Below are 19,996 nucleotides of genomic sequence, written 5' to 3'. Positions count from 1 at the left end.
TCTTCCCGAACCGGCCGGGAAGGGCTCTCTGGCGGCGCGGCACCGGGCGCCCCCATCCTCTCCCGACCATGGGAGGCGCCGGGCATGAACGACATGAGCCATCCGATCACCCGCCTCGGCAGCGCCGTCGCCGCCGGGCTGATCGGCCACGAGGCGCTGGTGGAGCGGCTGCTGATCGCCCTGCTGGTCGGCGGCCATGTGCTGATCGAGGGGCCGCCGGGCATCGCCAAGACCCGCGCCGTCAAGCGCCTCGCCGCCAGCCTGCCGGGGAGCCACGCCCGCGTCCAGTGCACCCCGGACCTGCTGCCCTCGGACCTGACGGGCACCCAGGTGTTCCGGCCGGAGACCGGACGCTTCGATTTCGTCGCCGGGCCGCTGTTCCATGCGCTCGTCCTGGTGGACGAGATCAACCGGGCGCCGCCCAAGGTGCAGTCGGCGCTGCTGGAAGCCATGGCCGAGGGGCAGGTGACATCCTCGGGCGTCACCCGCCCGCTGCCGCAGCCCTTCATGGTGGTGGCGACCCAGAACCCCATCGAGCACGAGGGCACCTTTCCCCTGCCCGAAGCCCAGATGGACCGCTTCCTGCTCCACCTGTCCCTCGGACTGCCCCACGCCGAGCAGGAGCGCGCGATCCTCGATCTCGTCGCCGCGGAGCGGATCGCGGGGCCGGCGCAGGCGGAGGCCGCACTGTCGCCGGACACGCTGGCGCAGGCCAAGGCCGAGGTCGCGACCGTCCATCTCGCTCCGGCGCTCAAGGATTTCATCGTCCGGCTGGTGATGGCCTCGCGGCCCGGTGGGGTGGTCGCCGAATGGGTGGAACACCCGGTCTCGCCGCGCGGCACGCTGGCGCTGGCCGCGGCGGCGCAGGCCCTCGCCTGGCTGAAGGGGCGCGACTACGGCCTGCCCGAGGATGTCATTGCCCTGGCGCCCGACGCGCTGGCCCATCGGCTGGTGCCGACCTGGGCTGCCGTCGGCGAGGGACGCACCGGCCGCAGCCTCGTCGCCGACATCCTGAAGGCGGTGGAGCCATGGTGACGGCGGCGCTCGATGCGCCCGGCATCCGGCTCGTCGCGGCGGAACTGCTGGCGCTGCGCGACACGCGCCTGCCGCGCGCCCGCCACCGCCCGGTGACGCGGCGCCCCGGCGCGGTGCAGGCGCGCCCGGCGGGCTCCGGCATGGACCTTCGGGAGATCCGGGCCTTCGCCGAAGGCGACGACTTCCGGCGGATCGATCCCGCCGCCACCGCCCGCACCGGGGCGCCGCACATCCGCAGCTTCCATGAGGAGCGCGACGACACGGTGCTGCTGATCGCCGATTTCCGGCCGGCCATGCTCTGGGGCACCGGGGACAGCCTGCGCTCGGTGCGCGCCGCCCGCGTTCTGGCCCGGCGCGGCTGGCAGGCGGCGGCGCGCCGCGCCGTCCTCGCCGCCATCAGCCTCGATGCGTCCGGCGTTGCCGTCGCCGCCGCAGGCGCCGGGGTGGCGCAGATGGGCCGCATCAGCCGGATGCTGGCCGACAGCCACGACCGCGCGCTCGCGGCGGGCCGGAGGGGAGACGGGGCGACGTCCCTGCGCGAGGTGCTGGCGCGGGCGGTGGCCATGGTCCCATCGGGCGCGGAGGTGCTCATCGCCACCGGTCCGGACGGCATCCGCCCGGCCGACGAGGCGGCGCTGGCACGCCTCGCGCGTCAGCGGCGGGTGCGCGTGCTGCTTCCGCTCGATCCGCTCGACGTGGCGCCGCCCGCCGCGCCTTTGCCGATCCATGCCGGGGCGGAGCGGCGGCTGGCGCGGCTCCGCCCGTTCGATCCCGCACCGCTGGCCGACCGGATGGCCGGCCTGAATGTCAGCCTCGAGGTGATCCCGGATGACGCAGGCTGAGCTGATCGCCGCCTTGCCGGAAGGGCGCCTGCCGCCCGCCTTGATGGCGCTCCATGCGACCGACCTTGTCGCCCTGTTCGGCCTCGGCCTGCTCCTCGGCGCGCTGTGCTGCGCCCTCGTGCTGCCGCTCCTCGCGCGGCCTGTCCCGCTCCGTGCGCGGCTCCGGGCGGTGCGCTCCCTTGAGCCCGAGGCACGGCTGCTCGCCATCGCCCGCATCCTCGGCCGCCTGCCCGACGAACTGCGCGCCGCGGCCTACGGCGCCGCGCCGCCGCCCGGCGCCGAGGCCATCGAGCGCATCGCGCTGAAGGCGAGGCGCGCGCGCCGATGAGCCTCGCCTTTCCCCTCGTCCTGCTGCTCCTGCCCCTACCGTGGCTGGTCGGGCGCGTCCTCGCGGCGCGGGCGCCGGCGATGGCTTCGCTCGCCGTCGATGCCACCGCCTTTGCCGCTGCCGCCCCGTCCGGCCTGCGCCATGACCCCGTCGCGGCCCTGCTGCGCGCGGGGGCCTGGATCGCGCTGGTGGTGGCGCTGGCCGGGCCGCGCGTCGCCACGCCCGTGAGCCTTCCCACCGCGTCCGGCCGGGAGATCATCCTCGCCCTCGACCTGTCGGGGAGCATGGCGAAGACGGACTTCGTGCTCGACGGCCGGCCGCTGTCGCGCCTCGACGCGGTCAAGGCGGTCGCGGCGCGCTTCATTGCCGGCCGGCAGGGCGACAGGATCGGCCTCGTCGTCTTCGGCGACCGGGCCTATGTGGCGCAGCCGCCCACCTTCGACGTGGCTTCCACGGCCCGCGCCGTGGAGACGTTGCAGATCGGCATCTCCGGCCTGTCCACGGCGATTTCCGAGGGGCTCGGCCTCGCCGTGCGCCGCCTTTCCCGCAGCGATGGCAGGTCCAAAGAAGCCAGGTCCAAAGAAGCCAGGTCCCAAGCGGTGATCCTGCTCTCGGACGGGATCGACACCTCGGGCAAGGTGCAGGCGAGCGACGCGGCGCAGCTTGCGGCCCGCCACGGCATCCGCGTGCACACCATCGCCCTTGGACCGGAGGATCTGGAGAGCCAGCCGGACGCCAGCGATGCGGTGGATGTCGCCGGCCTCCGGGCCACTGCCGCCGCCGGCGGCGGGGCGAGTTTCCGGGTGCGCACCCTCGACGATCTGGTGGACGTGGCCGCGACCCTCGACCGGCTGGAGCCGAACCCCATGCGGCGCCCCCCGACCCTGTACTGGCGCTCCCTCTGGATGTGGCCCGCGGCGGCGGCGCTCGTCCTTGCCGCGCTGCTGGCCCTGCTGCCGGCCATGGGGCGGCGTTCATGAATGGCTTCGTCCTGCTCCGCCCCTGGTGGCTCGCCGCCTTGCCGCTCCTCGCCGCGCTGGCCGTCTGGCTGTGGCGGCGCGGCCCCGTGGCGGGCGGCTGGGGGCGGGTGATGACGCCCGCCATGCTGGCGGCCATGCGCACCCTCGGCCATCTGCGCCGGGACGATGCCGGTGCCAGCCTGATGCCGGTGGCGGCGGCGGCGCTGGTCGGCCTCGGCCTTGCGGGGCCTGCGATCCCGCGCGCGGACGCCCCGCAATTCGCCGGGGCGGGGGCCGTGCTGGTGGCCATCGGTCTGACGCCCGGCGTCGCCGGAGCGGCGCTGGCCGATGCGCAGGCCGCCGCCGCCGGCGTCATGGCTGCCGCGGCCGGGCGGCCGGTGGGCCTCATCCTCTATTCCGACGAGGCTTATGACGTGGCGGCGCCGACGGGTGATCCCGCGGTGCTGGAGAGCCTGATCGCCGTGCTTGGCCCCGATACCATGCCGAGCAGTGGCGCCCGGCCGGCCGCCGCGTTGCGGCTCGCCCGCCGCATGCTGGAGGGGACGCCGGACGCGGATCTCGTTCTGATCTCGGACGGCAGCGGCCTCGATGCAGCGGCGCGCACGGAGGCGGCGCGGCTCGCCATGGGCGGCGTCCGCCTCTTCACTCTCGCCCTCGGCGCGGGGAGCGACGGAGGGGCGTCGCTCGAGGCGCTGGGCGTCGCATCCGCGCCGGCCCGTGCGCCCCGGCCGGTCATCGACCGCCTGTCCGGTTCGGCGGCGCTCACGCGTGACGGGCGGGCGGCGGGGCTTGCGTTCGAGGATCTCGGCCCGCTGGTCGCGGCGCTCGCGCTCATCCCGTTCCTCGCCCTGTTCCGGAGGCGCGCATGAGCGGCCTCTCCCCGGCACGGCGCATCCTCCTCATGGCGGCGGCGGGCATCGCCTGCCTCATGCTTGCGGGGCCGTCCTCCCTTGCGCGGCTCGCCTTCTGGGCCGGGGCGCCGGGAACGGCGCCCTGGCAGGATGATGCCGCCGCGCGGGGCATCGCCTTCTACCGGGCAGGTGACTACCCCGCCGCGGACGCGGCCTTCGCGGAGGCCGGCCGCAGCGAGACCTTCAACCGCGCCCTGACCCTCGCGGCGACCGGCCGCTACGCGCTGTCCGTCGCCTATCTCGACGCCGTGCTGTTCGTGGACCCGGCGGACGCCGAGGCGCGTCGGCTGCGCGGGATCATCGACGCGCTGGCGCCCAAGACGCTGGGCACCAGCGTCGTCCGCGGCCATATCCCGGCTGCTGTGGGAACCGCATCCGCGAACACGGGCGACGGCGTGGTGGCCACCCCCGACCCGGAGCTGAAAAAGCCGATCGAGGCACGCGGGATCGTCGCTTCCGATGCCTGGCTCGACACCATCGCCGACGATCCCGGCGCATATCTGCGCCTGCGCCTGCGCAAGGAGTTCGAGCGCCGCGGGGCCCTGGGTCTGATCGGGCGGGATGGAGACGCACAATGAGGCTACGCCGTGCGCTTTGCCTCCTGCTCCTCCTGTGCCCGGCCGGCGCCACGCGGGCGGAGAGCCTGCGGCTGGTCATTCCCGAGATGCGGCCGGTGGCGGGCGAGATGATCCCCGTTCTCGTGCGCGGCGAATACGAGCGGCAGATCACGCTGGAAAAGCTGAGCTTTCCTGATTCTCCCGACTATGACTGGATGCAGCTCGCCCGCGATCAGTGGCGAACGGAGCAGGTGGAGGGGCGGTCCGTCCGGGTGTTCGAGCGCCGCATCGCGCTGTTCCCGCGCCACGCGGGTCCCCTCACTATCGGGCCGGTGACGCACCGGCTGACCGTGGTGGGCACCGATGCGCCGCGGGAGGAATTGCCGGTCACGGCGGAGCCCGTGACGGTGGCGGTGGCCCCGTTCCCGGTGGAGGGGGCAACGCTCGCGGCGCGCAGCCTCACCGTCACCGACGCGCTGTCCGCCGAGCCCGGCAAGCTGCGCGACGGGGAAACCCTCGTCCGCCGTGTCACCATCGAGGCGGTAGGGGCGCCGTCGCATCTGGTGCCGCCGCGCCCCATCGTGCGCGCGCCCTGGCTCATCAGCTTCGCGGCGCCGGAGGCGCGCACGCAGCGCCTGACGCCAGACGGGCCGGTGACGACGGTGACATGGGAATGGCACCTGCGGCCGAGCACCGGCGACCCCGCCGTCCTTCCGGCCATCGCTATCCCCTGGTTTGACACCGAAGCACGGCAGATGCGCACGGCGGAGATCCCGGCGATCCCCTTCGGCTATGCCAGCATCTATGCCGGGGTCGGCGGCACCGGGCATCTGCCTGCCGGGCAGGTGCGGGCCGCGGCGCTGGCCATCACGGGCGGGCTGTTGGCGGGATGTGTGCTGGTCCTCGCGGGCCTCGGACCGCGCCGGCGGGATAACGTGGTGAGGGCGCTCGGGCGGCTCTCGCCAGTGGACCCCACCCGTATCGCCGTGCGCCGGGCGGTGCGGACCGGCGAGCCATTCGCGCTCCGCCGCGCGGTGGAGCGTCACCTGCGCCGGTGGCGCGCACTCGGACTGCCGGTGAGCGGGCAAGAGACGGCGGGCCTCGACGCGCGGCTCTACGGGCGGGGTGGAGATACAGTGCCGTTCGACGCCGGGGCCGAGGCGAAGGCGATCCTTCGGGCGGTCGATGGGCTCCGGAGACGGAGCGGCAGGTAGGGCGGGGCACGGCTCAAGGCCGCGCCGGATGCATTCATTCATGGCTGATGACCGGAGATTTCGTGCCTCAGCTGCTGTCCCGGGGGCGCCGAAGCCGGTCTCGCAGCGTCAGTCCGGACGCCTTGCCGCACCGCGCATTTTCCGCTTGACCGCGCCGGCGCCGGGCGCGATAGGCGGCGTCACCGGATGCCTGGGAGATGGAGCGTGCCCGTTCGCGGGTTCATCGAAGACTCCACCGTCAGGCCGGCCGGATTTCTTGAAAGCAATCGGGTGATGGACAGTTCCAGTCGATCTAGCTCGAGCCCGCCCGCGGCCGCGCGGACCTGACCTTTCGCGTCCGGTTCACCGTCCCGCCGGCAGGCTCCGGGACAAGAGGTGAGCCATGCGGGCGCTGTATTTCCGCAGACCTATCGCGTTCTCTCATCGTAACGAGGACGGCGATCGAAGCCGATGCGCGCACAGGCGCAGGCCTGGCACCCATCCTGGCTGACCACAGCCCCACCGCGGCGCCGTCACGGTGGCGTCGCATGGCCGTGCTCCGCTGCGCGGCCTCGGGCAGGGCGGTTCCTGCTGTCCCGGCAGGACAGGGTGAGCCCCAGTCCCATGCGAAACCTCCCGGCACCGGCTGCCCGTCGGCGCCGTAAATTCCAATCGCATTCGGATCTGTCGTCATGACGATGCAGCACCCGGCCCTGGAAGCGGGCCGTCGGCGGCGCTTCGCGCCGAACCTGTGGGATGCGCTGGCCTTCGGCCTGCTGTTCGGCGCGCTCATCCTGATCGTGCACGGCGGGCAGGGCACACTCGTGCCCCTCGCGGCCTTGAACCAGACGCCCGTCTCCCTCGATCCCGCCCAACTGCCGGAATATGCGCTGCGCACCACGCTGCGCATGCTGGCGGCCATCGTCGCCTCGCTGGTCTTCACCTTCCTCTACGGCGCGCTGGCGGCCAAGAGCCGGCGGGCGGAGATGGTGCTCATCCCCATGCTGGACATCCTCCAGTCGGTGCCGGTGCTGGGCTTCCTGTCCTTCACCGTGGTGGGCTTCATGTCCCTGTTCCCGGGCAAGGTGCTGGGGGTGGAACTGGCGGCCATCTTCGCCATCTTCACCAGCCAGGCCTGGAACATGACCTTCAGCTTCTACCAGTCGCTGAAGACCGTGCCGCGCGACCTCGACGAGGCCACCCGCTCCTTCCGCCTCACCGGCTGGCAGCGCTTCTGGCGGCTGGAAGTGCCCTTCTCCATGCCGGGACTGGTGTGGAACACCATGATGTCCATGTCCGGGGGGTGGTTCTTCGTGGTGGCGTCGGAGGCCATCTCGGTGGGCGACACCACCATCACCCTGCCGGGGGTGGGCTCCTACGTGGCCCTCGCCATCAAGGAGCAGAACCTGCCGGCGGTGGGCTGGGCTGTGCTGGCCATGCTGGCCGTCATCCTCATCTACGACCAGCTGCTGTTCCGCCCGCTGGTGGCGTGGGCCGACAAGTTCCGGGTGGAGACCTCCGCCAGCGGGGCCGCGCCGTCCTCCTGGCTGCTCTCGGCGGCCCGGCGCACCCGCCTGTTCCAGCGTCTGTTGGGGCCGCTGGGCGCGCTGCTGTCCGCGGTCCCGCGCCAGCGCCTCGCCCTTCCGGTCGCGGTGCCGGGGGACGCCCGCCGCGCCCTGTCCAGCCCCCTCTCCGACAAGGTGTGGCTCGCGCTGGTGCTGGCGGTGACGGCCTATTGCCTGTGGACTATCGTCACCTTCGTCGCCACCGAGCTGACCTGGCCGGAGGTGGCGCAGGCCTTCGGCCTCGGGGTGCTGACCATGCTGCGGGTGATCGTGCTGATCGCCCTTGCCACCCTCATCTGGGTGCCCATCGGGGTCTGGATCGGCCTCCGGCCGGCCTGGGCCGAGCGGGTGCAGCCGCTGGCGCAGTTCCTCGCGGCCTTCCCGGCCAACATCATCTTCCCGTTCGCGGTGGTGGCCATCGTCCGGCTCGGCCTCGACCCGGACATCTGGCTGTCGCCGCTGATGGTGCTCGGCACCCAGTGGTACATCCTGTTCAACGTGGTGGCGGGGGCCAGCGCCTTCCCCAACGATCTGAGGGAGGCGGCGGGCACCTTCCGCATCCGCGGCTGGAGCTGGTGGAAGAAGGTGATGCTGCCGGGGATCTTTCCCTATTACGTCACCGGCGCCATCACCGCGAGCGGAGGCTCCTGGAACGCCTCCATCGTCGCCGAGGTGGCGAGCTGGGGTGACACCACGCTGCGCGCCCACGGTATCGGCGCCTACATCGCCGATGCCACCGCCGCGGGCGACTATCCCCGCATCGTGCTCGGCATCGCGGTGATGTCGATCTTCGTGATCCTGTTCAACCGACTGCTCTGGCGTCCGCTCTATGTCTTCGCCGGCCGCCGTCTGCGCCTCGACTGATGGAGGATGAGATGACCCTGATGGAACACCACGCCTCTGTCGTCGACAGCGAAAAGAAAACCCTCGTCTCCGCCTCGGGCGTCCGGCAGATCTACCACAAGGGTGAGAATGCCGACCTGCTGGTGCTGGATGACGTGTCGCTCACCATCAATGAGGGCGAAGTGGTGGGGCTTCTGGGCCGCTCGGGCTCCGGCAAATCCACGCTCCTGCGCATCATCTCCGGCCTGGTGAAGCCCACCACCGGCCGCGTGGAATGGTGCGGCAAGCCCGTCACCGGCCCGTGCGAGGGCCTCTCCATGGTGTTCCAGAGCTTCGCGCTGTTTCCCTGGCTCACCGTTCTGGAGAATGTGGAGGTCGGTCTCGACGCCATCGGCGTGCCAGCGGCGGAAGGCCGGCGCCGCGCCATTCAGGCCATCGACCTCATCGGACTCGACGGCTTCGAGAGCGCCTATCCCAAGGAGCTTTCCGGCGGCATGCGCCAGCGCGTGGGCTTCGCCCGCGCTCTGGTGGTGCACCCGCGCCTGATGCTCATGGACGAGCCCTTCTCGGCGCTCGACGTGCTCACCGCCGAGACCCTGCGCACCGACCTGATCGACCTGTGGATCGAGGGGCGGCTGCCCATCAAGTCCATTCTCATGGTCACGCACAACATCGAGGAAGCGGTGCTCATGTGCGACCGCATCCTGATCTTCTCCTCCAATCCCGGCCGGGTGGCGGCGGAGATCAAGATCGACCTGCCGCATCCGCGCGCGCGGCTCGACCCGGTGTTCCGCGCCATCGTGGATGACATCTATGGCCGCATGACCCAGCGGACGCCGCTGGAAAAGAGCGAACCCAGGCACGAAGGCGCCGGCATCGCGGGGATCGGCACCGCTCTGCCCAACATCTCCACCAACCTCCTCTCGGGCCTGATGGAGACGCTGGCCGCCCCGCCCTACAACGGCAGGGCCGATCTCCCCGTTCTCGCAGCCGCCTTGCAGATGGAGGTGGACGAGCTGTTCCCCATCGTCGAGACGCTGCAGCTGCTGCGGTTCGCGGGTGTGGAAGCGGGCGACGTAACGCTGTCGGAGGCCGGCCGGCACTTTGCCGAATCCGAGGTGGATGCCCGCAAGCGCCTGTTCGCGGATCACCTGATGGCCTACGTGCCGCTGGCCGGCCTCATCCGTCGGGTGCTGGACGAGCGGCCGACCCACCGCGCGCCGTTCACCCGCTTCAGCGAGGAACTGGAGGACCACATGTCCGAGGACTTCGCCGAGACGACCCTGCGTGCGCTCATAACCTGGGGCCGCTATGGCGAGCTGTTCGGCTATGACGAGCACGCCGGCCAGTTCAATCTGGAAAACCCGACCTGACGGACCTGCGATAGGTCCATGCGAGTGGTCGGCCGGCCTCCCCCGAGGCCGGCCGGCGGATCTATTTCACGCCCTGGATCGGATCCGGATGGCCGTCGATGCGCATCTGGAACACGAAATAGGTGGGTGAGCAGAAGCCGTTGTCCCGCGCCACCGGGGCGACGCCGGGAATGTTCGGCGGCAGGGCCTGGCACATGAAGTCTTCGCGGCAGAAGCGGCCGGTGCCACAGCTCGGCCGGTTGCCGCGGACCACGCTTGCATCCATGCATTTGGCGAAGTTGTCGGTTGCGACACACAAATCGAACGCCTTGCCACCGACCAGGGCGCAGATTTCCGCCGGTGCCTGGCCCGCCGTGAATCCCGAGAACGCGCGCTCGGCCGGCGTGCACTGGCGATAGGCCGCACCGCCCGGAACGCCGAGTTTTGCCGGCCGGCAATTGTAGGCGGTGGGCGAGACCGTCGCCGACTGGCTGTTGATCTGCCGGAGGATGCGGAACCGATCGAGATAGGGCGCCCTCCCGGGCACGATCTCGCCGGAGAGGCAGGCCATGCCGGAGACGATGCCATTGTTGCGGCCCTTTTCCGGCCTTGGCATGCACTGGCCGGTCTCCACCGGCAGGCGGGGATTGTGGGCGATGGCCTCGCAGGAGAACGCACCGCCGCAGATCCATCCGTCCTTGAAGGGCGCCGGCTCCTTGGGCAGCAGGCAAGCCATGGTGGCGGCCGCCGGCATCGGCGCATGCGGGGTCGCGCCGGTCCACGAGGCCGGCGGCGCGATGGAGAGCGGCCGGAACACGTCGGGGTCGCGCCCCTCCGCCAGCGCGGCATGATAGGCGCGCCGTCGCGCATCCTCGGCGTAAAGATGGGGCGAGATGGGCACCTTCACCACGTTGAAGGGGGAGGCGTCCGGCTCGTCATGGCCGATCAGATGGAAGCCCGCCGTCGCCGCGCCCTGATGGCAGCCGGTGCAGGTTCCGTCATCGAGCCGCGCGATCAGCCCGGCCGGGGAGGCCACATAGCCGAGGTCCGCATAGGGCAGGCCGGCAAAATCCGTTGGCGTGAAGAGGCTGGCGAAGGGGTGGTTGGCGGTCCGCGCGCTGCCGAAGGTGGAGAAGGAGAGGGCCTTGTCGGCCAGGAACTCGTCCGGGATCTGGTACACGCCCCGGTCGATCTCAGGCAGGTGGGCCCGCAGATAGTCCACCAGACGCGCCTTCAATGCGGCATCGGCGCCGAGCCGCGCCACATCTGGCGTGTTCTCCAGCGGCTTTGGAATGGCGCGGTCGCCTTCAATGCGGAACACCCGCATGAGATAGATGGCCTGCCCGCCGAGCTCGGTTTCCATGCCGGACGGCAGGCGGACCACCTGGGCGTTGATCTCGATCTGCCGCAAGTCGAGGCCCGCGAGCGGCCCGGTCGCCAGCCAGTTCGCCGTCTCGGCCGCGTCCATATCGGGGTGCGGCGGCGTCCAGGCGCGGGCGAGGTCGGGGCAGGGGACCCCGGCCGCGGCCGGCACGTCGAACACCGCATTGACGTTCCCCGGCAGACGGGAGGCATAGACAAGGGCCCCCCGGCGGAAGCGATAGGCGAGGCGATAGATGAGGCGCACCTCGCCGCAGGACGGCCGGGATGTCAGCGCGGTGAAATCGCGCCGGTCGGTGCGGTTGACCACGCCGACGAGGCGGAAGCTGGCCAAAGGCGAGGCGAGCCAGCGCAGGTCGATGATCCGGCCCACATTGTCGTCGGTCACCTCGAACAGCGGGCGCTTGTTGGTCGCCATCTCCGTCCGCAGTGCCTTCACGTCGTCGCCGAGCTGGCGGGAGAGGTCGCCATAGAGCGGGCTGCGGGCCTTCAACGCATCGAGCGTTGCCGCGCCGGGCGCGCCCATGAGCGCGGCGAAAGACCAGCCCTTGGCCTCGACCATGCTCAGGGCAGGCCGATCCAGCACCATCCGCACCGGCTCCGGCGACGTTGACGTGGATGCCTTCTGCGTCTCGGCCACACCAGGCATGGCGGCGAGCACCGCAGCCAGCGCGCCCGCAAGGACTGCGCGGTACCGGCGCGGCGGCCGCACGGGGGGAGGCGCCATGCGTTGGATGAGATCCGGTCCCTGTCCCTCCCGCATCTGAGCCTCCGTCTCGTGTCCTGTCCCTATGGGACGGGATTTCGAGCATATAGGGAAGCCTCGATGACGGACGGCCGTGATCGATGATCCGCGCGCAATCCGGTCTCAGACGTCACGCGCCGTGGCCGTGCCTGTGGTGGATATCGGGGTAGTGCGGATGCCGGTGCACCATGGGTGTGTGTCGGTGCCGGTGGGTGTGCGGCTCGCCGGCCGGGATGCCCGCCTCGTGGGCGTGCTGGTGGTGCGCGTCGTGGCGGTGGCGGTGCTCGTGTTCCAGAGCTTCGTGGGCGTGCTCGTGCTCATGCTGCTCGGAGAGGTGGAGCCAGAGGCCGAGCGCCATGAAGAGGCCCGCGATCACGAGCTGGGGCGTAAGGGCCTCGCCGAGCAGCGCGATGGCGAGGAGCGCGCCCACGAACGGCGCGAGCGAGAAATAGGCGCCGGTGCGCGCGGTGCCGAGATGGCGCAGCGCGAGCACGAACAGGGCGAGGCTGACCCCATAGCCGAAGAAGCCGACCACGGCAGCAGCGGCCACCGCCCCTGCTGAAGGGAGGGCCGCCCCGTGGCCGAGCGCGATCACCAGGTTGATGGTTCCGGCGATCAGGCCCTTCAGCATGGCGATCTGCACGGGATCGGCAGAGGAGAGCTTGCGCGTGAGGTTGTTGTCGATGCCCCAGCACAGGCAGGCGCCGGCGATCAGCATGGCGCCGAGGTCGAGCGTCGCCCGGCCCTGCCATGACAGCAGCGCCGCGCCGGCGAGGATGGCGAGCGCGCCCAGAAGGAGGCGTCTGTCCACATTCTCGCGAAAGGCGATCCAGGCGATGGCCATGGTCGCCACACCTTCCAGATTGAGCAGAAGGGATGCGCTCGCGCCGTCGGTCCGGGCGAGGCCGAACATGAGCAGCAGCGGGCCGAGGACGCCGCCGGCAAGGATCACCAGCGCGAGCCACGGCACGTCGGTCCGCCGCAGCGGCGCCTCCACCGCCGGCAGCCGGAGCGCGGCCCGGGACAGATGCACGGCGGCGAGGCCCGCACCTGCCCCGAGGTAGAGCAGGCCGGCCATCATCCACGGATCGATGGCGCCAAGGAGCAGCTTGGCGAGCGGCGTGCTTGCGCCGAACAGGCCGGCCGAGACGAGTGCGAAGACAATTCCGGTGTTCATGGCCGCCTCCCTTGGGAGTATTTCTATCCGTTGGGGCGGGATATGAAACGGTTGGCACCGATGCTCCACAACGCACACGGGGACCTTCCGGCAGGCGTGCTCGGTGATGAAGGGCGCCAGCGGCGTTCCGAGTGAGACCGCCTCAAGGCCGGCGCTGCTCCGTCGCCGTCGGGCCACCCTCTTCCGCTGCACCATGCGATTCAATATGCCGCCGCACCGCAGGTACCACGACCGCGTCGCACCATTGTGTGATGCGGGCGTTTTCCACTTCGCGATCTGCGTCATAGTGCAGACGCACCGCGTTCAGTGCGAGGGCGCGCGCGGTATCCGCGGAGCGCCGGAGGAGGCGATCGGCGTCCGCCTCGGGAAGTTCGGCTGCGGCTTCCGCCTTCACATGGAGAGCCAGCCCGTTGATCCCGCCGTCCTTTCCGACCGTCTGGGAGAGGGCGGCGGGGGTGAACTGGCCGCAATAGACCGTGAGGTTTTGAAAGGTGAAGGCCCGGATCAGATCGCGCTCATTGTGTCTCTCGCTGGCCTGCGCCGGCCCGAGCGCAAGAGGTGATGCGGCCGCCACCAGAAGACGCAGCATCCACGCTGAAGACGCCGCCGCCCTCATTTGGCCGTGCCCCACACCCGCATGCACTGGTCATAGCGAATGGAGCAATGGGTGATCTCGTGCGGCCGGAATGCGCGGTTGCTGCTGATGCATTCCGATTTGGTCTTCGCGCAGAAGAGGTTGTGCGCGCCGGCGCTGCCATGCTCGCAGCCGGCGTCCAAGGCGCTCGCTGGCCGCGCGGGCGGGATGCCGCCTCCGAGGGCCGGGCCCACGGCAAGGCTGCTGAGGGCGAGGCAGATGAGGCTTGTGTAGCGCGGGCCTTTCATGGCGTGCCTTTCGTAATCGGTGTGGCGGGGATGCCGGGGGCGGTGGTTGGCCCGCGGGACCGGTGGTCCTGCGTGGCCGGAGGGCTGACAGGCGTGCTGCGCCCGTCGGGTGCGGGATGCGCGAGGCCGAGCTGCACATCGCGGAAGTCGTGCCTCACCCTTTCGCGATAGGTGGTCGGTCTCGGGTCCAGGCCCAGCGCCGGCGACCCGAGACCGAGCAAGGCGGTCACGGCCGCAGCCGCGCCGCCGAGCCTTCGAGGCCGTGCCATCGGTGCCGTCCTAGGGCGCCGTGAACTTGGCCTGACCGGACTTCCCGGTGGGCGTCTTGATGAGCAGGGTCACGGCGGCACCCTTGGCGACGGGCGCGGCCGCCTTCCCGGCGAGGGCCTCGCCGGCGGCAGCGAGCGGCAGCGTCTTGCGTTCGGTCCCGGCCGCAACCATGGCGGAGCCTGTGAAGCCGGTGGCGCCGAGCGGCTTGCCCGCCTCGTCGAGCAGGTTGAAGGTCACGGTCTCCCCGGCCACGACCAACTCCACATGAACGCCCGCCACATCCTCCATGGGGCCGCCGTTCGGCCCCTTCTGGGCGCCGTGGGCGTGCTGGGCGAGGGCCGGGCCGGCGGCGACGAGGCCGAGGGCGACGATCAGGCTCTTGAGCATGGGGTTTCTCCTTTGGGTCAATGGGATGCGGCCGCCGCGGGTTCGGGCGGGGCGGCGGGTTTGGGCTCGCGCCGGAACAGCACGTAGAGCGCCGGCAGCACGAGCAGCGTGAGGATGGTGGAGGAGACGATGCCGCCGATGACCACGGTGGCGAGCGGCCTCTGCACCTCCGCGCCGGGGCCGGTGGCAATGGCCATCGGCACGAAGCCGAGGGACGCGACCAGCGCCGTCATCAGCACCGGGCGCAGGCGCGTCAGCGCCCCCTCCCGGACGGCAGTGACGATGTCGCGCCCCTCCGCCCGCAGCTTCTGGATGAAGGCGATGATGACGAGGCCGTTCAGCACCGCCACGCCGGACAGGGCGATGAAGCCGATGCCGGCGCTAATGGACAGCGGCAGCCCGCGCAGGATCAGCGCAGCGATCCCGCCGGTGAGCGCCAGCGGCACCCCGGAGAACACCAGCGCCGCATCGGCCATGGACCCGAAGCTCATGAACAGCAGCAGGAAGATGAGCAGCAGCGCGATGGGCACCACGATGGCGAGGCGTTGCGTCGCCGACACGAGCTGCTCGAACTGTCCGCCCCAGCCGATCCAGTAGCCGGCGGGCAGCCGGACCTTCTCGGCCACCTGCCGCTGGGCCTCGGAGACGAAGGAGCCGAGGTCCCGTTCGCGCACGTTGGCGCTCACCACGATGCGCCGCTTGCCGTCCTCCCGGCTGATCTGGTTGGGGCCGGGCGACACCGAGAGGCTGGCGATGGCCGAGAGCGGTACATAACGGATCTGCCCCGTGGCGGCCGGCGTCCAGGCGGCGCGCACCGCCTGCTCCGGCGCCGCCGTGGCCGGCGGCAGGGGGATCGGCAGATCCCGCAGCGCCTCCACGTCCGTGCGCAGGTTCTCCGGCAGGCGGACGATGATGTCGAAGCGCCGGTCGCCCTCGAACAGGACGCCGGCCTCCCGCCCGCCGACCGCGATCTCGACCAGCTCCTGCACCTCCGCCACGCTCACGCCGTAGCGCGCCATGGCCGGGCGGTTCAGCGCCACGGTGAGCATGGGCAGGCCCGAGACCTGCTCACTTTTCACATCGGCGGCGCCGGGGACGGCGCGCATGACCGCCTCCACCTGCCCGGCCACCTGGAGCAGCGTCTCGAGATCGTCGCCGAAGATCTTCACGCCCACGTCGGAGCGGATGCCCGAGATCAGCTCGTTGAAGCGCAGCTGGATGGGTTGCGACAGCTCGTAATTGCTGCCCGCCACCTGTTCCGCCGCCTTCTCGATGTCCTCCATCACCGCGCTCTTGGCCTTGCCGGGGTCCGGCCATTCCGCGCGCGGTTTCAGCATCACGTAGCCGTCGGAGATGGAGGGCGGCATGGGGTCGGTCGCGACCTCCGCCGTCCCGGTGCGGGCGAACACCTCCCGCACCTCCGGCACCCCGAGCAGGGCCTTCTCCAGCGCCTGCTGCATCTCCAGCGACTGGGTCAGGCTGGTGCCGGGCACCCGGAGGGCCTGGATGGCGGCATCGCCCTCGTCGAGGCTCGGGATGAACTCGCCGCCCATGCGGGAGGCGGCGACGCCCGACGCGATCACCAGCGCCGCCGCACCGACGGCCACAAGGGCGCGCAGGTTGATGGCGGCGTCCAGCAGCGGCGTGTAGACGCGCCGCGCCGCACGCATGATGAAGTTCTCGTGCTCCGAGACCTTGCCCGTGACGAGCAGCGCCACCGCCGCCGGCACGAAGGTCATGGAAAACAGCGCCGCCGCCCCCAGCGCCATCAGCACCGTGATGGCCATGGGCGTGAACATCTTGCCCTCGACCCCGGTGAGGGTCAGCACGGGCAGATAGACGACGGCGATGATGAGGGTGCCAAACAGGCTCGGCCGGATCACCTCCTTGGCGCCCGCGAGGATGGTCTCGAAGCGCTCGGCGCGCGTCAGCAGGCGGCCACGCCGGTGCTGCTCCTCGGCGAGCAGGCGCAGGCAGTTCTCCACGATGATGACCGCGCCATCGATGATGATGCCGAAGTCGATGGCGCCGAGGCTCATGAGATTGGCGCTGACCTTGTTCTCCACCATGCCGGTGATGGTGAGCATCATGGAGAGCGGGATGACGCAGGCCGTCACCAGCGCCGCGCGGAAATTGCCGAGCAGCACGAACAGCACCACGACAACGAAGAGCGCGCCTTCCAGCAGGTTCTTCTCCACCGTGGCGATGGTGGCTTCCACCAGGTGCGCCCGGTCATAGACGGCGCGGGCGACAACGCCCTCCGGCAGGGAACGGGAGATCTGCTCCAGCCGCGCCGCCACGCGCTGGGCGACGGTGCGGCTGTTCTCGCCGATGAGCAGCATGGTGGTGCCGAGCACCACCTCCTCCCCGTTCAGCGTCGCGGCGCCGGTGCGCAGCTCCCGGCCCTCGCGCACCTCGGAGACGTCGCCGATGCGGATGGGCGTGCCGCCTTTCGAGCCAATGACGATCTCGCGGATGTCCTCGGCGCCGGCCACCTGACCCGGCGTGCGCACCAGATACTGCTCGCCGTTGCGCTCGATATAGCCCGCGCCGACATTGGCGTTGTTGGCGGCAAGCGCGGTCATCACGTCCCGGAACGAGATGGAATAGGCCATCAGCCGGGCGGGATCGGGCAGCACGTGGAACTGTTTCTCGTAGCCGCCGATGGTGTTGACCTCGACCACCCCCTGCACGGTGCGCAGCTGGGGCTTGATGATCCAGTCCTGGATCGTGCGCAGCTCGGTGGGGGTGAAGGGCGTGCCGTCCGGCTTCTTCGCGCCGGGCTTCGCCTCCACCGTGTACATGTAGATTTCGCCGAGGCCGGTAGAGATTGGCCCCGGAGCGGTCTCGACGCCCTGCGGGAGCTGGTCCTTGGCCTGCTGGATGCGCTCGTTCACCAGCTGGCGCGCGAAGTAGGTGTCGGTCCCGTCGCGGAACACCACGGTGACCTGCGAGAGCCCGTAGCGCGAGAGGGAGCGCGTGTACTGGAGCCCCGGCAGGCCGCCCATGGCGGTCTCGATGGGGAAGGTGATGCGCTGCTCCACCTCCAGCGGGGAAAAGCCCGGCGCCTGGGTGTTGATCTGCACCTGGACGTTGGTGATGTCCGGCACCGCATCGATGGGCAGGCGGGTGAAGTTCCACGCGCCGAACGCGCCCACCATCAGGCAGGCGAGAACCACCAGCCAGCGCTGGCGGATGGAGAAGGCGAGGATGGCGTCGATCATCGCGCGCCCTCCCGCTGGAGCGCCGTCTCAGTGCTCATGGCTGGCGCTCCCTTTGGCGAGTTCCGCCTTGACCACGAAGCTGTTCTTCGCCGCGTAGACGTCGCCCGGCATGAGGCCGAACACGACCTCGGCGAACGCGCCATCGCGCGCGCCGGTCTCCACGTCGCGCGGCTCGAAGGCGTCGCCGTTGCGCACGAAGACCACGGTGCGCCCCTCGATGGATTGCAGCGCCGAGAGGCGCACCGCGAGGTCCACGGGCTGCTCGGCGAGGGTGATGGTGCCGCTGGCGAACAGCCCCGGCCGCAGCCTCAGGCCGTCATTGGGAATGACCACCCGCGCCAGAGCGGACTGGGTATCGGCCGAGCCGATGGGCGAGACGTAGGAGACCTTGCCGATGATGGGCGGCGCCCCGTCGTCCGGGTCGATGGCCACCGCGTCGCCCACGCGCACGCGGGCGAAGTCGCGCCGGTAGACGGAGAGATCCACCCACAGGGTGGAGAGGTCCGCGACCACGAAGGACGGCTTCTGGTCGGAGGCGTATTCGCCCAAGGCCACCTGCCGGTCCACCACGGTGCCGGCGATGGCCGCCTTGAGGTCGTAGCTGGTGAGGCTCTGGTTGCTCTCGATCACCGCGAGCACGTCGCCCTTCTGCACGGTGTCGCCGATGCGCTTGCGGATCTCGCGGACGATGCCGGGAAAGCGCGGCGTCACCTGGACGACGGCTTCCTGGTTGGTCTGCACCAGCCCGTTGAGCCGGAGCGTCTGCCTGAGGGTGCCCGGGCCGGCCGTCTCCAGCCCGATGCCGGCGGCGGAGAGCTTGGCGTCGTCCAGCTCGACGGCACCTTCGCCATGGCTGTCGCCGTGGCCGCCGCCCGCCTTTTCGGCGTGGCTGTCTTCCGCCGCTTGGCTGCCGCCCACCGGGGCGGCGCGGTCCGAGAATGTGTAGGCGGCGCCCGCTCCGGCCAGAAGGCCGACGAGCAGCATCGCGAGGTCCCGTCGCGCCGAGCGGCTCATTTGGATTTTCCCTTGGCGAAGGCGACGGGACGGCCGGTGAGGCCTTCGATGGTCGCGAGCGCGGTGTGATAGGTGACGAGCGCGTCGAGTTCGCGCAGGGAGGCCTCGGAGAGGGCGGATTGCGCGTCGAGCAGTTCCAGCAGCGTGTAGCGGCCCTGGGTGTAGCCGGTCTCGACCCCTTCATAGGCGCTGCGTGCGCCGGGAATGGTGCTGCCGCGCAGCAGCGTCACCTCGTCGAAGGCGGCCTTCAACTGGTCGTGGGCGCGCCCGAGCTGGGAGATCAACGCGCTGCGGGCGATGGCCTCCTCCGCCTCGGCCCTGAGGAGGGATTCCCGCGCCTCGCTGATACCGCCCTCGTTGCGGTCGAACAGCGGGATGGGAACCGACAGGGTGAAGATCATCCCGCTGTCGGCGGTCTCGTTATAGTGCCGGTAGCCGACGCCGAGGGTGACGTCCGGCACCACCTTGGCCTGGGCCGAGCGCAGCTCGGCGCGACGCTGCGCCTGGAGCACGGTGAAGCGGGTGAGCTGCGGGTTGCCCTGTGCGGATTTCAGCAGCTGCGGCAGCGCCGGCGGGGGCGCCACGCGGAGGAGATTGCCCGTGGCGCGGGAAAAGGTCGCCGCCCCGAGGCCCATGAGGAGGGCCAGCTCCCGCCGGGCAGTGCCGAGGGCCGCCTTGGCGCGGTCCAGCTCCACCCGCGCGAAATCGGCCGCCACCCGGGCGCGGGAGATTTCGGACGGCGACGATGCGCCCGCCTCGACCCGCTGCTGAAGGAGCGGCGCGAGGCGGCCGATGGCCTCGGCCTGGGCCTGGAGGATGTTGACCCGCTGCTGCGCGCCGAGGACGCCAGCGAAGGCCGCTGTCGTCTCCGCCAGCACCTGCAGGCGGATGGCCTCGCGCTCCCAGCGGGCGATGCCGACGCCGGCCCCGGAGGCCGCCATGCGAGCCTCGCGCTTGCCGCCCAGCTCGACCAGCTGGCTGATCTGAAGCGTCTGCTCGGCAAGGTCCAGCCCCTGGTAGGGGCCGGACCCGAAGGCGTTGTCCACCTCTAGTGAGAGGTTCGGGTTCGGCAGCGTCGCGGCCTGCCGGTCGCGGCCGGTGGCCATGCCGATGTCACGCTCGGCGGCGGTCAGCCGCGGATTGGCTGCGAGCGCGCTCGCAAGGGCACTGGTAAGGGTCAGCGGGCGTTGGGTCTCCGCGCGGCCGGGCAGAGCGGAAAGCAGCGCGAATGCTGCCCCGAGCGCGAGCGCGAGAGCCTGCCCGTTTGCACGGGGCGGCATGATCTGATCCGGATTCTGATTGCGATGGGCC

At 71.0% G+C, this 19,996-nt stretch carries 17 protein-coding genes; 9 read left to right on the top strand and 8 right to left on the bottom strand.

What is annotated here, in order from left to right:
* Positions 1-84: 84 nt before the first annotated feature.
* The 9 genes from V5F74_RS04280 (at position 85) to V5F74_RS04240 (ending at position 9,627) form a co-directional block, all read left to right on the top strand.
* Complete coding sequence (locus V5F74_RS04280) at positions 85-1,035, top strand: AAA family ATPase (RefSeq protein ID WP_394006442.1); 951 nt, start codon at positions 85-87, stop codon at positions 1,033-1,035.
* A complete protein-coding gene (locus tag V5F74_RS04275; protein WP_394006440.1) occupies positions 1,029-1,877 on the top strand; it encodes a DUF58 domain-containing protein in 849 nt (282 codons plus the stop codon). Before V5F74_RS04280 ends, V5F74_RS04275 begins: the two co-directional genes overlap by 7 nt.
* On the top strand, positions 1,864-2,205 hold the full coding sequence (locus tag V5F74_RS04270; RefSeq protein ID WP_029557720.1) for a hypothetical protein: 342 nt from the start codon (positions 1,864-1,866) through the stop codon (positions 2,203-2,205). The genes V5F74_RS04275 and V5F74_RS04270 overlap by 14 nt, the downstream gene beginning before the upstream one ends.
* A complete protein-coding gene (locus tag V5F74_RS04265) occupies positions 2,202-3,185 on the top strand; it encodes a VWA domain-containing protein (RefSeq protein ID WP_394006438.1) in 984 nt (327 codons plus the stop codon). Before V5F74_RS04270 ends, V5F74_RS04265 begins: the two co-directional genes overlap by 4 nt.
* Entirely contained in the window at positions 3,182-4,054 is an 873-nt protein-coding gene (locus tag V5F74_RS04260; RefSeq protein WP_394006436.1) for a VWA domain-containing protein, read from the top strand. The genes V5F74_RS04265 and V5F74_RS04260 overlap by 4 nt, the downstream gene beginning before the upstream one ends.
* Positions 4,051-4,674, top strand: coding sequence for a hypothetical protein (locus tag V5F74_RS04255; RefSeq protein WP_394006435.1), 624 nt, complete (start codon positions 4,051-4,053; stop codon positions 4,672-4,674). Before V5F74_RS04260 ends, V5F74_RS04255 begins: the two co-directional genes overlap by 4 nt.
* Entirely contained in the window at positions 4,671-5,867 is a 1,197-nt protein-coding gene (locus V5F74_RS04250; RefSeq protein WP_394006433.1) for a hypothetical protein, read from the top strand. The genes V5F74_RS04255 and V5F74_RS04250 overlap by 4 nt, the downstream gene beginning before the upstream one ends.
* Before the next feature lie 671 nt (positions 5,868-6,538).
* A complete protein-coding gene (locus V5F74_RS04245; RefSeq protein WP_250167815.1) occupies positions 6,539-8,275 on the top strand; it encodes an ABC transporter permease in 1,737 nt (578 codons plus the stop codon).
* 11 nt (positions 8,276-8,286) lie between these two features.
* Complete coding sequence (locus V5F74_RS04240; RefSeq protein WP_374252149.1) at positions 8,287-9,627, top strand: ABC transporter ATP-binding protein; 1,341 nt, start codon at positions 8,287-8,289, stop codon at positions 9,625-9,627.
* Between the two features lie 61 nt (positions 9,628-9,688).
* On the opposite strand, the gene V5F74_RS04235 is transcribed toward V5F74_RS04240, so the two are convergent.
* The 8 genes from V5F74_RS04235 to V5F74_RS04200 all read right to left on the bottom strand — a co-directional run bounded on the left by V5F74_RS04235 (position 9,689) and on the right by V5F74_RS04200 (position 19,965).
* Positions 9,689-11,713 carry a hypothetical protein gene (locus tag V5F74_RS04235; RefSeq protein WP_394006430.1) on the bottom strand — a complete coding sequence of 675 codons (2,025 nt, stop codon included), beginning with the start codon at positions 11,711-11,713 and terminating at the stop codon, positions 9,689-9,691.
* 148 nt (positions 11,714-11,861) lie between these two features.
* Positions 11,862-12,908, bottom strand: a complete 1,047-nt coding sequence (locus tag V5F74_RS04230; RefSeq protein WP_394006428.1) for a DMT family transporter — start codon at positions 12,906-12,908, stop codon at positions 11,862-11,864.
* A 142-nt stretch (positions 12,909-13,050) separates the two neighbouring features.
* Positions 13,051-13,497 (bottom strand): hypothetical protein, encoded by a 447-nt coding sequence (locus V5F74_RS04225; protein WP_394006426.1) that lies wholly within the window; start codon positions 13,495-13,497, stop codon positions 13,051-13,053.
* Positions 13,498-13,520: 23 nt separating this feature from the next.
* The gene (locus V5F74_RS04220; RefSeq protein WP_394006424.1) at positions 13,521-13,790 is read right to left on the bottom strand and encodes a hypothetical protein; all 270 of its coding nucleotides are present in this window, start codon (positions 13,788-13,790) and stop codon (positions 13,521-13,523) included.
* A 279-nt stretch (positions 13,791-14,069) separates the two neighbouring features.
* Positions 14,070-14,447: a hypothetical protein gene (locus V5F74_RS04215; protein ID WP_394006422.1), complete on the bottom strand. Its 378-nt coding sequence runs from the start codon at positions 14,445-14,447 to the stop codon at positions 14,070-14,072.
* 17 nt (positions 14,448-14,464) lie between these two features.
* The gene (locus tag V5F74_RS04210) at positions 14,465-17,671 is read right to left on the bottom strand and encodes an efflux RND transporter permease subunit (RefSeq protein WP_394006420.1); all 3,207 of its coding nucleotides are present in this window, start codon (positions 17,669-17,671) and stop codon (positions 14,465-14,467) included.
* 27 nt (positions 17,672-17,698) lie between these two features.
* Positions 17,699-18,685, bottom strand: a complete 987-nt coding sequence (gene ihpB / locus V5F74_RS04205; protein WP_394006418.1) for a divalent metal ion exporter adaptor subunit IhpB — start codon at positions 18,683-18,685, stop codon at positions 17,699-17,701.
* A complete protein-coding gene (locus V5F74_RS04200) occupies positions 18,682-19,965 on the bottom strand; it encodes a TolC family protein (protein ID WP_394006416.1) in 1,284 nt (427 codons plus the stop codon). Before V5F74_RS04200 ends, ihpB begins: the two co-directional genes overlap by 4 nt.
* Positions 19,966-19,996: the final 31 nt, after the last annotated feature.

The organism is Xanthobacter aminoxidans (assembly GCF_043193615.1).
Lineage (GTDB): Bacteria > Pseudomonadota > Alphaproteobacteria > Rhizobiales > Xanthobacteraceae > Xanthobacter > Xanthobacter aminoxidans.
Note: the sequence above shows the minus strand (reverse complement) of the source record. Positions and strands in the feature narration are given on the sequence as shown.

Coding starts and splice junctions, on each gene's coding strand:
- V5F74_RS04280 (WP_394006442.1), top strand. CDS start 85: ATGAACGACATGAGCCATCCGATCACCCGCCTCGGCAGCGCCGTCGCC.
- V5F74_RS04275 (WP_394006440.1), top strand. CDS start 1,029: ATGGTGACGGCGGCGCTCGATGCGCCCGGCATCCGGCTCGTCGCGGCG.
- V5F74_RS04270 (WP_029557720.1), top strand. CDS start 1,864: ATGACGCAGGCTGAGCTGATCGCCGCCTTGCCGGAAGGGCGCCTGCCG.
- V5F74_RS04265 (WP_394006438.1), top strand. CDS start 2,202: ATGAGCCTCGCCTTTCCCCTCGTCCTGCTGCTCCTGCCCCTACCGTGG.
- V5F74_RS04260 (WP_394006436.1), top strand. CDS start 3,182: ATGAATGGCTTCGTCCTGCTCCGCCCCTGGTGGCTCGCCGCCTTGCCG.
- V5F74_RS04255 (WP_394006435.1), top strand. CDS start 4,051: ATGAGCGGCCTCTCCCCGGCACGGCGCATCCTCCTCATGGCGGCGGCG.
- V5F74_RS04250 (WP_394006433.1), top strand. CDS start 4,671: ATGAGGCTACGCCGTGCGCTTTGCCTCCTGCTCCTCCTGTGCCCGGCC.
- V5F74_RS04245 (WP_250167815.1), top strand. CDS start 6,539: ATGACGATGCAGCACCCGGCCCTGGAAGCGGGCCGTCGGCGGCGCTTC.
- V5F74_RS04240 (WP_374252149.1), top strand. CDS start 8,287: ATGACCCTGATGGAACACCACGCCTCTGTCGTCGACAGCGAAAAGAAA.
- V5F74_RS04235 (WP_394006430.1), bottom strand. CDS start 11,713: ATGGCGCCTCCCCCCGTGCGGCCGCCGCGCCGGTACCGCGCAGTCCTT.
- V5F74_RS04230 (WP_394006428.1), bottom strand. CDS start 12,908: ATGAACACCGGAATTGTCTTCGCACTCGTCTCGGCCGGCCTGTTCGGC.
- V5F74_RS04225 (WP_394006426.1), bottom strand. CDS start 13,497: ATGCTGCGTCTTCTGGTGGCGGCCGCATCACCTCTTGCGCTCGGGCCG.
- V5F74_RS04220 (WP_394006424.1), bottom strand. CDS start 13,790: ATGAAAGGCCCGCGCTACACAAGCCTCATCTGCCTCGCCCTCAGCAGC.
- V5F74_RS04215 (WP_394006422.1), bottom strand. CDS start 14,447: ATGCTCAAGAGCCTGATCGTCGCCCTCGGCCTCGTCGCCGCCGGCCCG.
- V5F74_RS04210 (WP_394006420.1), bottom strand. CDS start 17,671: ATGATCGACGCCATCCTCGCCTTCTCCATCCGCCAGCGCTGGCTGGTG.
- ihpB (WP_394006418.1), bottom strand. CDS start 18,685: ATGAGCCGCTCGGCGCGACGGGACCTCGCGATGCTGCTCGTCGGCCTT.
- V5F74_RS04200 (WP_394006416.1), bottom strand. CDS start 19,965: ATGCCGCCCCGTGCAAACGGGCAGGCTCTCGCGCTCGCGCTCGGGGCA.